This is a genomic window from Butyrivibrio sp. MC2013 (assembly GCF_000424585.1).
GTDB lineage: Bacteria > Bacillota > Clostridia > Lachnospirales > Lachnospiraceae > Butyrivibrio.
Genome location: NZ_AUKE01000030.1, coordinates 1 through 15,884, shown reverse-complemented (window position 1 = coordinate 15,884; position 15,884 = coordinate 1). Strand labels below are relative to the sequence as shown.

Annotated in this window: 16 protein-coding genes and 1 pseudogene; all 17 read right to left on the bottom strand. The window is 41.6% G+C overall.

Going from position 1 to position 15,884, the window contains the following annotated elements:
* Position 1: 1 nt before the first annotated feature.
* Positions 2 to 2,170, bottom strand: coding sequence for an HD-GYP domain-containing protein (locus G636_RS0113380; protein WP_026508469.1), 2,169 nt, complete (start codon positions 2,168 to 2,170; stop codon positions 2 to 4).
* Between the two features lie 134 nt (positions 2,171 to 2,304).
* Positions 2,305 to 4,923 carry a heavy metal translocating P-type ATPase gene (locus G636_RS0113375; RefSeq protein ID WP_026508468.1) on the bottom strand — a complete coding sequence of 873 codons (2,619 nt, stop codon included), beginning with the start codon at positions 4,921 to 4,923 and terminating at the stop codon, positions 2,305 to 2,307.
* Between the two features lie 64 nt (positions 4,924 to 4,987).
* Positions 4,988 to 5,332, bottom strand: a complete 345-nt coding sequence (locus G636_RS0113370; RefSeq protein ID WP_330363990.1) for a metal-sensing transcriptional repressor — start codon at positions 5,330 to 5,332, stop codon at positions 4,988 to 4,990.
* A 254-nt stretch (positions 5,333 to 5,586) separates the two neighbouring features.
* Positions 5,587 to 6,462: an MBL fold metallo-hydrolase gene (locus G636_RS0113365; RefSeq protein WP_026508466.1), complete on the bottom strand. Its 876-nt coding sequence runs from the start codon at positions 6,460 to 6,462 to the stop codon at positions 5,587 to 5,589.
* Between the two features lie 82 nt (positions 6,463 to 6,544).
* Positions 6,545 to 7,696 carry a hypothetical protein gene (locus G636_RS0113360; protein ID WP_026508465.1) on the bottom strand — a complete coding sequence of 384 codons (1,152 nt, stop codon included), beginning with the start codon at positions 7,694 to 7,696 and terminating at the stop codon, positions 6,545 to 6,547.
* 89 nt (positions 7,697 to 7,785) lie between these two features.
* The gene (gene larE / locus G636_RS0113355; RefSeq protein WP_026508464.1) at positions 7,786 to 8,622 is read right to left on the bottom strand and encodes an ATP-dependent sacrificial sulfur transferase LarE; all 837 of its coding nucleotides are present in this window, start codon (positions 8,620 to 8,622) and stop codon (positions 7,786 to 7,788) included.
* 29 nt (positions 8,623 to 8,651) lie between these two features.
* Positions 8,652 to 9,134 carry a peptide-methionine (S)-S-oxide reductase MsrA gene (gene msrA / locus G636_RS18615; protein ID WP_035779706.1) on the bottom strand — a complete coding sequence of 161 codons (483 nt, stop codon included), beginning with the start codon at positions 9,132 to 9,134 and terminating at the stop codon, positions 8,652 to 8,654.
* 210 nt (positions 9,135 to 9,344) lie between these two features.
* Positions 9,345 to 10,196, bottom strand: coding sequence for a class I SAM-dependent methyltransferase (locus tag G636_RS19740; protein WP_051227029.1), 852 nt, complete (start codon positions 10,194 to 10,196; stop codon positions 9,345 to 9,347).
* 50 nt (positions 10,197 to 10,246) lie between these two features.
* Positions 10,247 to 10,456, bottom strand: coding sequence for a phosphoglycerate mutase family protein (locus tag G636_RS0113340; RefSeq protein ID WP_026508463.1), 210 nt, complete (start codon positions 10,454 to 10,456; stop codon positions 10,247 to 10,249).
* Positions 10,457 to 10,460: 4 nt separating this feature from the next.
* Complete coding sequence (locus G636_RS0113335; protein WP_026508462.1) at positions 10,461 to 11,051, bottom strand: nitroreductase family protein; 591 nt, start codon at positions 11,049 to 11,051, stop codon at positions 10,461 to 10,463.
* 244 nt (positions 11,052 to 11,295) lie between these two features.
* Complete coding sequence (locus tag G636_RS0113330) at positions 11,296 to 11,712, bottom strand: DUF6608 family protein (protein ID WP_026508461.1); 417 nt, start codon at positions 11,710 to 11,712, stop codon at positions 11,296 to 11,298.
* Positions 11,712 to 12,044 carry a LytTR family DNA-binding domain-containing protein gene (locus G636_RS0113325; RefSeq protein WP_026508460.1) on the bottom strand — a complete coding sequence of 111 codons (333 nt, stop codon included), beginning with the start codon at positions 12,042 to 12,044 and terminating at the stop codon, positions 11,712 to 11,714. Before G636_RS0113325 ends, G636_RS0113330 begins: the two co-directional genes overlap by 1 nt.
* A 147-nt stretch (positions 12,045 to 12,191) precedes the next feature.
* Positions 12,192 to 13,154 carry an alpha/beta hydrolase gene (locus G636_RS0113320; protein WP_026508459.1) on the bottom strand — a complete coding sequence of 321 codons (963 nt, stop codon included), beginning with the start codon at positions 13,152 to 13,154 and terminating at the stop codon, positions 12,192 to 12,194.
* 280 nt (positions 13,155 to 13,434) lie between these two features.
* Positions 13,435 to 13,590 carry a helix-turn-helix domain-containing protein gene (locus G636_RS20040; protein ID WP_081668470.1) on the bottom strand — a complete coding sequence of 52 codons (156 nt, stop codon included), beginning with the start codon at positions 13,588 to 13,590 and terminating at the stop codon, positions 13,435 to 13,437.
* 110 nt (positions 13,591 to 13,700) lie between these two features.
* Positions 13,701 to 14,267 carry an HD domain-containing protein gene (locus G636_RS0113310; RefSeq protein ID WP_026508458.1) on the bottom strand — a complete coding sequence of 189 codons (567 nt, stop codon included), beginning with the start codon at positions 14,265 to 14,267 and terminating at the stop codon, positions 13,701 to 13,703.
* Between the two features lie 127 nt (positions 14,268 to 14,394).
* Complete coding sequence (locus G636_RS19735; protein WP_051227028.1) at positions 14,395 to 15,507, bottom strand: helix-turn-helix domain-containing protein; 1,113 nt, start codon at positions 15,505 to 15,507, stop codon at positions 14,395 to 14,397.
* Positions 15,508 to 15,630: 123 nt separating this feature from the next.
* Positions 15,631 to 15,884: pseudogene (locus G636_RS20740) on the bottom strand (RNA-guided endonuclease InsQ/TnpB family protein); the annotation flags it as partial.

Below are 15,884 nucleotides of genomic sequence, written 5' to 3'. Positions count from 1 at the left end.
GCTATAAACTCATATCCTTGTATTTGTTGAGAATGATCTCAAGTTCCGGTGCGGCATCCAGGGCCGCTTCCACAATCTTTGGGTCAAACCTGCTGCCCGAGAGCTCCTTTATATTTGAAAGAGCCTCCTCTAAAGTGCAGAGCTTCTTGCCCTGCCTTACAGATGTCAAGGTATCTAGCCTGTCTGCAACAGCCATAACCCTGGCAGACAAAGGGATCACCTGACCGTGAAGTCCCTCAGGATAGCCATTGCCATCCCAGTGTTCATGATGATAGGCAGCCATATTCCTTGCTTCCTTGAGATAATCAGCTTCACCTATTGCATCAATAGCCTTCTCCAATATCTCCTTACCTGCCGTGGTATGAGCACGTAATATCTCGTTTTCCTCTTCACCAAGCTTGTGCTTTTTCTGAAGTATTTGATCAGGCACCCTTATCTTGCCTATATCGTGAAGCGGCGCACTCCTGACTACATCATCTATATACTTTTGGCTGATCTTCTCGGCATAATAGCCTTTTTTGTAGAGGCTCTCCAATATGATCTTCACATAAGCAGAAGTCTTCTGGATGTGATAGAGGGAATCACTATCCCTGTTCTCCACCATATCTGCCATTGTCATGATGAGGCCATCCTGCATTTTAAGAGTATCATTGGAATAGCGCCTGATACTGCGCATAGCTTCAGAACCATGCATGGCAAAACTGCATATCTCGTCATATAGCTTCTCTATCTCATCTCCGGTATGGATATCAAGCTTACGAAGCTTTTTAACAGCCTCGTCGGATTTGCTTTGGTTACCCACCGACTGTGTGAGATCCATCATCCGACTCACCATGCCATATATAGGAAATACGAGAAAATAGTCTATCGCTCTGATACCATAAGTCAGGATCATCGCTATGATCCCCAGCATGATCCAGAAAACATGGAGCACAAAATTGAGCAGGTAATCTGATATATAGTCAATAGAAGCATCAGCTCCGCAGTAGCATACGCATTTACCACTGTCATCTATCACGGGATAGTAGGTAGATACAAACCAGTTAAAAGCTGTCCTGGATTCTATTGCAGGCAGCTCCCTGCCATTAAGTAGATCATCCAGATAAGGAATCAGTTCTTCATCAATAGGCGTAAATGTCCCGGGGTCATATCCAACCTCATCCCCCTGGGCAGTATATTCTTCATAATCCGTTCCCGAATCAAGATCAAAAATATAGGTCATGCCCTTTTCTTTGACCTGAAAGACATAAAGATATTCCACGCCTGCTGCCGCATCTCTGATGTGATAGAGCATATCCTCTGTCTCTTTGTAGCCGGGTGTGATCTCTCCTATTTCCATATACTCATCAATCCTGTCAGGGTCGATGAGAGTAGATGCAAAGATGACCGCATTTCTTGCTATCTCAGTCTTTTCACTGATAGCATTTTCAAAATACAGTCTGATTCCCACAAAGCCCATCATCACCACCAGGAGCAGCATAGTCCACAATTGGATGAGCATAGTCCTGAATCTCAAGGAAAATCTCACCTTGTGCTCAGTAATAGAAAAGAGCTTGACCTCTTCACCTGTTAATGGCTTCTGCCTCCATCCACTGTTCCGTATCAGAATCTGTATTTTTTCCGGAATGTAATGAAGTATCAAAAGGGCAATGAGGATACATAATCCTTTGTCACCCAGATTGACCAGTATGTTAGAAAAAACAAATGAGATAATATATGGAAGTCCCGTTGCGTCCGACATGGCAAATGCAGTATCAACAACATATGCATCTCCCTCTCCCATATAGAGCCGCCACTGTACGAAGGATGAACTGATACCGCTGATAAAGCCTGCACAGACAATATAGCCAATTATATAACCGGGCTTATTCAGGAGCTTTTTGCTGGTCAGAGAGAATGTCAGAATAACGAATAACACTCCGACTATGCCAAAATAAACAGCCTCCTTGTTAAAAAGGGTCGAAAGTAAGCCTGTCAACACAGCTGTCGCAATACCGGAATAGAGGCCTCCCATGGACGTTACTATGACCGTAGCTATACTGTCAAAGCGCACCGGGAGACTGAGCTGATACGAAAGATAAGAAAGCACAGTATTAAAAGTGATACCCAGTACAATAGATATCACTCGAAGGATATTGCCCTCATGATTTTTCAGGAAATGATCCCTCAATGATCTGCTCTCCTTTCCTCTATGATCAGCGGATCATTAGATACAATAAAAGCCTTCCATGTTTATTTATCGACACAGAAGGCTTTTAAAAAAAGAATCATTTTGAATTATTTGATGGACTGATATTCCCTGTTTTAGTCAATGATACCTGCATATTCATAGCCGGCTTCTTCAACAGCAGCCTTTATAAGGCTCTCATCTACATCACCGGCGGCGTCAATAGTTACCAGGTTTTCCTCATGGTTTGCGCTGGCACTCTCAATACCGTCAATGGCTTCAAGAGCCTTCTTAACATGAGCCTCGCAATGTGCGCACATCATACCTTTTACTGTGATCTTCATTTCTTTGTCTTCCTTTCCTTTTGAATCATCAACTGTATTTATGATCAGATCTCCCTTTACGGGATCCTTTATCATCCTGTCTCTTCTCTTATCATATACCTTGATAAGACCCAGCCTCAGGGCATTGGATACCACGCAGAAGCTGGATAGCCCCATGGCTGCAGCGCCGAACATGGGATTCAAGGTCCATCCAAAGACTGCCACATAAGCTCCCGCCGCAAGGGGGATGCCTATGATGTTGTAAAAGAACGCCCAGAACAAATTCTCCTTGATATTCCTGAGTGTAGCTCTGGATATTCTGATAGCAGCTGCCAGATCCATAAGGCTGCTCTTCATGAGCACTACATCTGCAGCATCTATGGCTATATCGGTACCTGCGCCGATAGCTATGCCCATATCAGCTCTTGTAAGGGCAGGAGCATCATTTATGCCATCTCCCACCATAGTTACTTCGCCGTGCTGCATCAGCTCCTTGATAACAGCTTCCTTGCCGTCCGGCTTTACAGAAGCCACAACCTCGTCCACGCCTACTTTATCAGCAATAGCCCTGGCTGTTATCTCATTGTCGCCTGTGAGCATGACAGTATGTATACCCATAGCCTTTAGGCTGTCTATAGCTTCTTTGGAATCTTCCTTGATAGTATCAGCTACTGCTATGATACCTATGATCTTTTTGTCCATAGCAAGGAGGATAGGGGTCTTGCCCTCCCGGGCCAGAGCCTTTATCTGACGGGATAACTCTGATCCGGAGCCGGCGTCCGTGCCTGATATATCACGAGAACCGCCTGCTGCCTTTTCTTCAAGGATATCAACGGCATCTATATATTTTGAGACATATGCCTCATTACCTGCTATGATCTCATGGCCGTCTAGTCTGGCCTTAAGACCGTTACCCGATGCCACTTCAAAATCACTGGTCTGACTAAGCTCTATTCCCTTATCCATGGCATATTTGACTATAGCTCCTGATATGGGATGTTCACTCTTACTCTCAAGAGCATATGCCATTGTGAGGACTCTGGTTTCACTGATATCTCCTACGGGGATGATATCAGTTACCTGCATCTCGCCGCTGGTAATGGTACCTGTCTTGTCCAGAGCCATGATTCTGGTCTTACCTGCCTGCTCCAGAGACTGAGCTGTCTTGAATAATATGCCTGTCCTGGCAGCCACTCCATTGCCCACCATGATAGCTACAGGCGTTGCAAGGCCCAGCGCACAGGGGCAGCTGATGACCAGCACTGATACAGCTCTTGCCATGGCATAAGGAAATGTCTGGCCAACAAGCATCCATATAGCAAAGGTAATAAGAGCTATGATAATGACTGCAGGTACAAATATGCCTGATACCCTGTCAGCGATCTTGGCAATGGGGGCCTTGGTAGCTGCGGCATCACTTACCATACGGATAATAGCAGCAAGGGTAGTATCCTCGCCCACAGCGGATGCCTCACATACCATATAGCCTGAACTGTTGACAGTAGCTGCAGAGACTCTGTCTCCCACAGTTTTATCTACGGGTACGCTCTCTCCTGTGAGAGCTGCTTCATTTACAGCGCTCTCTCCCTCTATGACATAACCGTCTACGGGTATGCTGTCACCGGGACGCACTATGAAGAGATCGCCTACTCTTACTTCTTCAATGGGCACTTCTATCTCACTGCCATCTCTCTTAAGGGTAGCGGTCCCCGGAGCCAGCTTCATCAGAGACTTAAGAGCGTCTGTAGTCTTGCCCTTGGACCTGGCTTCAAGCATCTTGCCCAGAGTGATCAGAGTCAGTATCATAGCCGCGGATTCAAAGTAGAACTGGTCCATATAATAGCTTACTGCAGCGCTGTCACCCTCAAGGACAGCAGATGACATAGCAAAAAGGGCAAATACACTGTAGCTAAAAGAAGCCGTAGCTCCCAGAGCCACCAGTGTATCCATATTGGGAGCTCTGCGAATGAGTCCCTTAAAGCCGCTTATAAAAAACTTCTGATTGATCACCATGACCATAGCTGATATGAGAAGCTCATATAGTCCCATGGCCATATGATTGCCATCAAGAAAAGAAGGAAGAGGCCAGGCAAAGAGCATATGTCCCATGGTCACATACAAGAGTGGTATGAGGAGCACTATAGATGCTATAAGCCTCTTCCTCATCCTTGGTGTCTCGGTATCCTTTAGAGGATCCCCTCCCTCAATGGCGGTAGTAGTTCCGTGAGCCTTAGCACCCTTTAGACTGGCACCATAGCCTGCTGACTCTATGGCTCTTATGATATCTGCAGGATTCGCATCACCTTCTACTCCCATGGAATTGGTAAGAAGGCTCACTGAACAGCTCTTAACACCGTCAACCTTATTAACTGCCTTTTCTACTGTGGCCTGGCAGGCAGCACAGCTCATTCCTGTTACATTATATTGTTCCATATATCTCACCTTTATCAGACATATCATTTCATGAGCTTGTGTAACATTATCACCGGCTCATCTATCACTTCATGAGCTTCTGAAGGGTCAGTACAAGCTCATCTATTACTTCGTCATTGCCATTTCTGATATTCTCCGCCACACAGGTCTTCATATGATCTGCCAGCAGAGCCTTGTTAAAGCTGTTAAGAGCAGAAGTGATGGCGGATACCTGTATGAGTACATCTGTGCAGTAGGCTCCATTTTCCAGCATTCCCTCTACACCTCTGACCTGGCCCTCAATACGCTTTAGCCTGTTCATCAGATCTCTCTTATATTTCTCATCTCGCTCCTTGTGCTTACCTGAGCAGTAGGGACACTGGTCAGCATCATCTTTATTCATATCATAATCCTGGCAGTTCTCAGCCATGTCTTAACCTCCTATTATCCGGCGGCAATATTTATCAGTTTCAATATGCACCTTCAAAAAGATATCTCAATGTAAATATCTTCTCTCAAAGATTCATATCATATAGCACGAGTATACCCCTGCGGGGTATATCTTGTAGCAAAATAATATACCCCAGAGGGGTATATGTCAAGCAAGAATTTTCGGACATGCAATGCAATCAGAACCCTTTATGATCTTTAGGGCCTTTAAAGTTATGAGCATTTCTTTTGCAGCTAAAATATCCTGCCACCTGTATGGATATAGTCCAGCTTATCACCCATTATTTCTCTCATAATGTCAAAGGCGATCAGCCCGGTACAATGGCAGGTATAAAACTTTGTATTATATTTCATCAGTCTCTCTGCAATGTTCCTTATCTCAGAGAGCTCTGATCCTGTATATTCGCTTTTCTTGACCAGGTGGAAACCGCTTATGGCTATATCAGGATCTCCACCGTATTTGCGCCTATATACTTCCAGTATATTTATCATACCATTATGAGCACAGCCTGACAGGAGGATATTCTTGCCTTCAGCGCTTATGACCAGGGCCTCTTCATGTGAGAAATCGTCCTGCTCATAGATGTCACCTCTCTTCACCTTCAGTCTGGCATTGGTAAAAGGGATATCCTCTACTCTCTCATCTATCACAAATACTGATAGTTCATCATCTATCCTGTAGTCGCCGTCAAGGAGTCTAAGCCCTTTAAGCTCAGCTATAGACTTATCTATGCCTATATATCTACAACTAGCAGACAGATGCTCATCAGTATAGTTATGATCATTAGTTTTAGAGTCCTGTGTTTCCTCTACATGTACAGAATAATATTCCCCGAGGGCTGATCTCTGCATGTATATGACAGCCCGGTCATTAACCTCTGCAAAGGGCATGATACCGCCGGAATGATCATAATGTCCGTGGCTGAGGATCACTGTATCCACATTAGACAGATCAATGCCAAGAGCTACAGCATTATCAAGAGTAGCCGATGAAGGCCCGAGGTCCATGAGAAGCCTGTGCATAGGGGTCTCTATGTAAAATGACAAACCATGAGCTGCCGAGCAGCCTGCTGCACCTTCTGTATTCTCGATCAGATTAATAATCTTCATGATGCATCACCTTCTTTGTTAAACATTTCCACGATTAAATGTGACACCTTTAAGGCACAGATAATACCCATTGAAATATCTGTTATGATGTATGATCCTTTGCCGTCTGAAAACAAGCAACTCTATCAACAACGCTATTTGTTGTTTCAACATCTTCAGATATTTCCTTTAATTCCATAGATAACAAAGAATCATTTTCAAGCAATGACTCAAACTTTATCAATCTACATTTAGCCTTATATTGATTTATTCTATCGCCGCAATACAGCAGATCGTCATTTAGCCTTGAATATATATATAATGGCTCTTGGCTATTCATTTCTAATCTGATTCCAAATTTACCACGTTCATTCTCATGTAATAATATCTTAGATAAAACAACCTCAAAAATGGACATTGTAACAATTATGACAACTTTCATCCACAACTTAATAATAATGACATTTTTTGACGAAAACATATATGTTGTTATGGCCATAAAAATAAGCATACACAAGACAAACAATGTATCATTTAAACGATTTATTGCTTTTTGTCTTTTCATAAGCAAATTATTATTATCGAGATCTCGACACTTGTCATATCCAATAAAAAATTTAAAGGAAACCTTAAAAATCAGTACAAGCAGTTTAGTTAACCTGGCAATAATTATAATGGTCCACCTTCCCAAGAAATAGATAACTTTAAATACGTACTTAACAAGAGGAATACTGGACAATGCATGCCCAATCTTTAAACTTATCGAAACAATCCATGACCACACATTTGAAGCTTTCCCTAATATTATTTTTGATAGAAATATCACACGATCCTTTAATGGAGACAGCAATTTTCTAATTTCTTTAATATCTCGATTAACAGAGTTACTGTTTTTAGCTTTTATTGTCTTGCCATATATCCAAACCACTATTGAATTTATTATCATCCACAGAAATGTAAGACCACACATTAAACAAATTATAAACAAATTAGTATCATCATTCTTCCCGATGATCAAACTCATATTTACTGCAAAAGCATGACTCAATCCAATAACCATAGTCATAACCACAAAAGAAGCTATACCATTTTTTAAAATCTCGTCTTCACCAGATAGCAATAATTCTATCCTACTTTTATTTAATGCTCTCACATATCTTGGAATCAACGACATTACAGGCACTACTGCAGCTACAATTGCACTGATGATCACCCACTTATCCTCAATAAAGCCTAAAACTTCATTCCAACCCATTATTTTCTCCTCCCTATAAAACGTCAATTTATCATCTCATTAACTGTCATATAACAACATCAAAAAACCATTCCAATCACCTATAAGAATCATGGCATCTTGCAGTCTTTCAATTTAAGTGTCTCATTCATGCTTCCTGTGCGGTAGCCTTTAAGGTCCAGGCTCACATATTCAAAGCCTATCTCTCTAAAGCCATTATAAATTCTGTCCCTGACATCTACTTCCAGCATACGACTAAATTCATCAGGCGCAAGCTCTATCCTGGCAACCTTACCATGGATACGTACTCTCATCTGATGAAAGCCCATATCAAGAAGGAGCTGCTCACCCTTATCTACCATATCAAGTTTCTCGCCGGTGATCTTTTCCCCATAAGGGAACCTGCTGGCAAGGCATGCATAGGATGGCTTACTCCAGGTAGGTATTCCCAGCTTTTTGGATAGTATGCGTATCTCCTCCTTGCTAAAGCCTATTTCCCTAAGAGGACTCTTAATAGAAAGCTCAGAGATAGCCTTAAGACCCGGTCTGTAATCTCCGTTATCATCAAGATTAGAGCCTTCAGCCACCTCTTTCATCCCGGCCTTATCTGCCATTTCCTTAAAAAGACGAAAGATGGCCTTCTTGCATATATAGCACCTGTCCGGAGGATTATCATCAAAGCCCTCTATAGAGGAACTGTCAATGTTCGCCATCTCCTGCCTGATTCCCATCTCTTTGCAATACTGCGCCGCTTCAGATGACTCCCTCCCAGGGATAAACGAGGCAGTAGCAGTCACTGCCATCATATTATCTCCAAGGGCCTCTTTTGCAGCATAGAGAAGAAATGTAGAATCAACCCCTCCTGAAAAGGCAACAGCAAGGCTACCCAGGGACCTCAAGTAATCTTTTAGCTCTTCATATTTTTGCATCAGCTCTTTATCAGACATGTTCTTCCTCTGTGAGTCATTGGGAGGATTCACTTTCTCCCTGATTCTATCAGTTCCTTCTCAAACGCTTCCGGGTTTTTGAGATAGTAATCCTGATGATATTCTTCTGCTTCATAGAAATTCTTATAGGGGATGACTTCCACATAAGTTTTCTTCCCCGACGACTTTTCAAGCTCCTCTATCCTGGACTCAGCCTTTGCCTTTTCTTCCTCAGTCATGTAGAAAATAGCCAGAGTATAGGAGAAGCCCTTGTCTATGAACTGTCCCTCGCTATCAAAAGGATCCACATTGGCAAAATAGATGTCCAGCAGCTTGTCATATGTCACCTTATCAGGATCATAGACCAGCTTTATAGTCTCCCTGTGCCCGGTCTTTTGCTGCTTGACCTCTTCATAGCTGGGATTTACTTCATCACCACCGGCATAGCCGCATACTACCTTATCAACACCGTACATCTTATAGATAGGCGTAACGCACCAAAAGCATCCGCCTGCAAAATATGCTTCCTTCATAACTCCCTCTCAACTCATAGCTACAGCACTTTTCTCTTTGATTATCTTCACAAAATACATGTTATACGCAAAGGCCTTAAAATGAAAAGATCCTCCCAGTTGTATTTTTATACTATTATTTTAGCACTATCTGCCGCGTCTCCGGGCAAATAGGTTTTCCCGATCTCATAAGTATAGGCCAGCAGCCTGTAGTATCAAAGTTTTAGATTATCAAGAACAATTAAGGTCTGTAATATCATTCTTTGTTAATCCAAATGTGTTTAAAACCTTATCCAGGTCTTTGTGATTTAACGGATCCCTAAGATCTTTTTTATTTGTATTTTTTCTTTTATTATCCCAAAAAGGTTCGTTGGAATCCGTCCTGATACATGAAGCAATTACAGCCATATCAACAGTAGGTTCAAATGCAATAGAATTATTAGTGTATATACTAGTATCCACAACCGCAACAGATAAATCACATTCCCTATATATTTTGCCACAGGAAAAGCATATTTTATCTCTATCAAGCGCTGATATACTCCTTCCATACATCATAGGATAATAATTTATGGACTGCGATGATAAGTTGCCAATAATATCAAAATCGCCATAGTACAGAACATTATAGAAAACGCCTTCGTCCTTAAGAACTCTTCTAATCTCACTAACTGCTTTATTTATGTCAGGTACGTGATAGAGCATCATGTTAGCAATTACAATGTCAAAAGAGCTATCTTCATAAGGGATGTTCTGAACATTAATCTGCTTATACTCTACATTCTCTCGCTCTCCTACATTCTTCTTGGCAGTCTCAAGCATGCCTTCAGAAAAGTCAGAAAGAACAATCTTATCGCACTTTGTTATGAGATCGTCGTGTCCAACCCACATGCTACCTGTTCCAGTGCCAATTTCAAGAACCTTCATACCCTCTGTTATCTCATAATTTGATACAAGCCAGGGACCAAAGCCCATCCTGTTGGTTGAATACATATTGTGGAAATTCAGCCTGATATCAAGGCTTTTAGATGACGCGTACTGTTCCTGTACTGCGTCTTTGTCATTACTGCTACCCATTTTCATACTTAGTTCTCCTCGTGTCTAATGATAGTCCCCAAAAAATCCAAACCAGATTACAAACATGAGTTTAATGCCTGCCCCAAGGGCAAAGTCTGGTAGCTTGTGTATATCTTTTCAAAAGAGATCTTCCTGTCCTCCAGGTTCTTGCACAGCTCCTGAGCCTGCCTGATACCATTTTCATTCAACGGAATATCAGTTGTGCCCTGTACTTTCCTTTGAATATTCCAATCTGTTTGCCCGTGTCTTGCAAAATATATCTTCATACCCTTACTTTTCTACCCAGGTTACCGGATTACCATTTCTCTCAAGCGGGTCCCTGATTGGCTCTCCTGCCTCAGAATATCCCAATATCAGGCCTCCGGTTATCGTTTCATCTTCCCTAAGACCATACTTATACATGAAGTTCCGCACAGCCTCATTTTCATCGAGCCAGTGGAGCTGGTTGATCCAACATGAGCCCATGTCAAGAGCATTGGCTGCTATCATCATATTTTCCAGTGCACAGGCACTGTCTGCCAGAGCATTACCATAACCTTTTTTATTGGCTGTAACTATAAAAACAGGTGCTCCGTAGTGGAATATATATCCGCCTTTCTTTGCCGCATTTATCGAATTCTTCAAGGAAGAGTACATACCCTCAGTGATTTCCATTTCTGCAAACTCTTTGCAGACTAATCCCGCCATGTCAGAAAGGATTTCGGCATCTGAAAAAACCATGAAGTGGGTAGTCTGGTTATTCCCGCCGCTGGGGGCATATCTGCCTGCTTCGATCACTTTTTCCACAAGCGCTCTTTCCGGCATTTCTCCGGAATATCTTCTGGTACTTCTTCTTGTTAAAATAGCTTCTATCGCTTCCATCTTTTGCCAACCTTTCTCTTACTCCTGCCAGCCACAACTTTTCTTCATTTTCCACTCCGGGAAATTGAAATGAATCAATGTTAAACTCGCAAACGCTTCGCTTTTGCTCGTTATAAAATCACTGCTGACGCAGTTCTACGGGTACGGGGCTTATAACCCCGCACCCGTAATCAAGATATTCCCACCACCTAAAGGTGGTGGGTTATCTTGATTATTTTATTTATACAGGCTATCGCCCCGGCAATCATCCGGCCCGTTTCTGTAAATCCTTAATTATGCTGTCCTCTTTCTTTGTATCAGCAAACACACTGTAGTAATATACCCCTGCAAGAATCACATATGGAATCGTAAATGAGCGGTATAGATCCAGCCATCCTTGTATAGTTATAGTGTCAAATTGGCTCACGATAAAAAGCATTACTGCTATCAGTACACACGCTAACAGATATTGGATGACCATCATAGCCAGTGGGCTTATACTGTCAAAGAGCCTATGAAGCGATAAAACAACAGAGGCTATGATACAAATGACAAACATCATCAGCTCATTCATATTATTTGTCTGACCGCCAAAAATAATGTTGATTATGGCAGTAGAAACAGAAACCAATGTGTATGACATAAAAATCATTAAGGCTAAATTCTTAAAATATTCTTTCACTATACCATTCTCCGCATTTTCTGAAGGTACTGGTCAAATTCCTTCTTGTAGCTTCTGTTGACACAGATCCTCTCACCATTATCAAAATAAGCATAAACCTTCATATTAAGATCAGGCTTTAACTGTTTTATCCTGAAAATGTTTATGAGATTAGACTTGGAAACTCTCACAAATCCATAGTTCCAAAGGAGCTCCTCACACTCGGCGAGTGTTTTCATAATACGATAGACTCCGGTCCCGGTGTACATAAAAAGTTTTCTGTCCACATAGTCCAGATAATATATCTCTTTGGGGGTCGAGCAGTATCTCTTCTCCATCGTCAAGATCATCATCCGCAGGTCTTCCCGAAAGAGATATTCTCTCGGACTGCACTATATCTATTATCTGTTTTATCTGTGGTCGCATATTTGAAAAATACAGATCCACATGCTCATTTGTATTATTCTTGTCTTCGAACAGGTTTAACTTCATACTTACTTTTACAATCCGGCACCGGCAAGGAAAGTTTCAACATATTCCATATATCCATCCGGATCATCTATAACTCCTTCGATATGTGCACTGTTTACATAAGCAATGCTCTTTTCTGAGCTGCCAACATTTTCATATACTTCCTCAACCTTTTCAGGAAGGCAGACTGTATCCTTTTGTGAAACAAATATGAGTGTAGGCAGCTGATCATTTTCTACAACCTTGATTGTATCACCATCATTCCAGTTGATGCGATAAAAAATCTTTGAATATAGCTTACCTGCTTCTGTAAGATAGGATGTCACAAATGACTCCATTTCCTCCGGATCATCATCCGCAATCACGCTTCTGATCATATATTCCATTCCCGGAACAGGACTGTCACAGATAACTGCATCTGCTGCTTCTACTGTTCCGGTTGCTACGTTCGATGCATAAATTGCTGTGGCCTGTGCCCCCATTGACTGTCCATGAACAATAACCTCTGAGCTTCCGAGTTCTTCTCTGGCATACCTTACAAGCGCCTTTATATCACGGAGCTCATGAATCCCAAAGGTTACCTTATCATCCGGATTTAATCCATGACCTCTGTCATCAAAAGCAACTACGTTATAACCTCTTTCGATATACTGCTGTGCAAGAGGATATGTGCTTACTCTGTCGCCACCTGCTCCGTGCACAAGTACTACACACTTATCGCTGTCCATATCAAAAAAGGTTCCGGGAACAACATTGCCATCCTCTGCTGTAACAGAAATCTCTTTGCCCTGATTGCCGGCGTTAAAGCCGTCAAGGTCAAATCCGTACTTTGCCAGCTGCTTAACCGAGTTGCCCTGAGTATCATTGTTTTTATTCTGATAAAACACACCATCAGTAACCAGTTTGGCCATTCCAACAGTTCCTATAACTATCAGTACTGCAACTAATCCTAATGTGATTTTTACCACCCTGCCAATTATATTTCTTTTCATTTGTTTGTACTCCCTTTCTTAAGATGTTTTTACTTTATCAAAAAAATCTGTCTCACATCTTCAGATTTGCATAAGTTGCATTTTCTGATGTATAAGGTGCAATTGATATCATCATGTAACAAAGACAAGATCTTTTTTACATTTTAGACAAAAGAAAAAGACGTATAAGCCATATGGTCTATACGCCTTTCGTTTCTATTAATCCAAGCTATTTGTTTTACCGCGCTCAAAGTGTTCAGCCACTTCATCCCTAAGACCTGAGTCTGAATAAAGTTCCACATTACGGTTCTCCCTTACAGCACTTGCCGGTGGTTTCATTACAGAGAGTTTTTATAAAACCACAGAATTCTTTCATGATGTCCGTGTTTATTGAATAGTAGTGCCACTTACCTTCTTTCCTGTCTTTAACCAAGCCCGAATCCACAAGTATCTTCATGTGATGAGAGAGAGTCGGCTGTGTAATATCAAACTTTTCACCTCCGTGGCAATTTATCTTCCAAGAGCTATGTCCTGATCTCTCCTTATCCTTCTAAAACAACCAGCATATTACTGTCCTTCCTTCTTGATCTTTTCCAATGTATCTTCAAGAATGGCTTTCCTCAGCTCAGTAAGCCATTCTGAAAAAGCAACTGTATCAAATGCGTAAGTCTTATTAAGTTCGTATTCATTTTCAGACCAGGTATCGATTGGAGACTCATTGTGTTGGATCAAAGCCTCCAGTTTATCCAATGACTTGTATAGCTTAGCTTCCTTAGTTTCTTGAGCATCCATCTCTTTATAAAGAGCAGCTATTTCCCCGGATAGTTCCTCCGGAAGTGATTTAACCCACTGGTTCAAAAGAGAATCCTCAACCTCTCTATCTGAATCAGTCTTTATAAATGTCGGAATATCACCGGTAAAGCACTCGCCAAGATCATGAATGAGACACATATCTACAACTTTATTTATATCCACATCTTCAAATTCATGCTTAAGAAGAAATGCCATGAGCGAAATCCGCCAGCTGTGCTCTGCCACACTCTCCGTTCTTCTTTTAGTTGTAGTACAGTGACGAGGCGTATCCTTGAGCCTCTCAGCAATATGTAAAATTTCCAAATACTCCCTTGCGTTCATACAAACTCCTCCTGGTCATAATTTCTGATAACTCATGAATAATCATACATTTTTTCAGACAAAATAAAAAGCCATATTGAAGCATTTCTGCCTCAATATGACCCTCTCTATTATCACGCCAATCAGTCTATTTTACGCTATTCCAGTATTCAAACGCTGCTTCCATCTTTTTTATGACCTTAGGAGGCAGCACCTTAGGTCCCATATTAAAGAGATTATCAATTCCTGCCACAGCACCTACACCAAATGCATCATATAGAGAAATGTGATAATCCTTACTTCCATGCCAGAATTTGATCTTTCCGGCAAAATCATTTGAAGGATTTTTGTCGTACTGCTTTGCTATTTCTAAGGCTGTATCGATGCAGGTTTTCATTTCATCATCCTTTTTGAGACAGGAAAGAACCAATGACTTAAAGACAAGCCCCATGATCTTCATCTTGGAAAGATAGCTGTTCTTGCTCCTATCAATGCTGGTAGCATCTACTATAGTCATATACCAATCCATAATCTCACCAGCTTCCTTGTATGCCTTCGTTTTGTCCATAGAAACCAGTACCATAAACATTCCTATAGAAAACTCCAAGTTCTTTACCAGAATTGAGACCAGAACTCTTGTGTAAGTCTCCATTGCTTCCTCAGGCTTGCCCATCATTCTTAAAATATTGGCAATATTGATGTCTGCTATACCCTGAAAATTTATCTTTTTAAACTCCTCAAGTGATTTCTCAGGGTTATCACGCCCTTTTAATGTTGCGATGCGATATTTAATGCTAAAGGTTTCCTGATCCGGTTTGTCACTCTGTGAAATGTAGCGAAGAGACGACTCATAAAGTTCGATTGCTTTGTCCCGATAATCCTTCAAATCTTTCATCGATGAAACGATATGGTATGTGTCCGCACAGCTTGTGAGAATCTTAAAGTTACCCGGATATCTGACCAGCGCTTTTTCTGCCTCAATGATAGCCTCGTCATATTTATCCTCTTGTAAAAGAGCATCCAGTCTGTCAGAAATGTCTTTGACGTTCTTGGAAGACATGCTATATCCCAGAAGCACGTCGACAGATATGCTAAAAAAGTCTGCAAGCTGCATAAGAGTTAGAATATCCGGCACATTACTGCCGCTTTCCCATTTAGATACAGCTCCAACAGTAACTCCAAAGGCTTCTGCCAGTTCTTCCTGGGTCAGATTCATGCTCTTTCGGTACTTCTTTATGTTTTCATTAAGCTTTATCTGCATTGCAAACTCCTTCAACGAAAGAATTTTATCGTGAACTACTCGGTAATTGAATTACCGAGCATCAAGTGCGCACGGCTGACGCCGTGTAGGTCTTGGGTGCGTCCATAACACCAGTACTGTTTTTTACGCAGCTACTTTTGAAATGAAAGGCTCTTTAATAGACGTAGGGTTTAATCTTACGTCTATTTTTTGTTTGGCCAAAAATAATCTGAGGATATTATATGCCCCTACGCAATCTGCATTCCAGGAATATAAACCATCTCTGTAAAGTCCACGCTTGACACGATTATGCTTATCTGCGTTTATTTTATCAACACAAGGCATTAAAGGACTGGTCTGACTTGAATAATTCTCCTTCTGCTTAACAAGAGTAATTC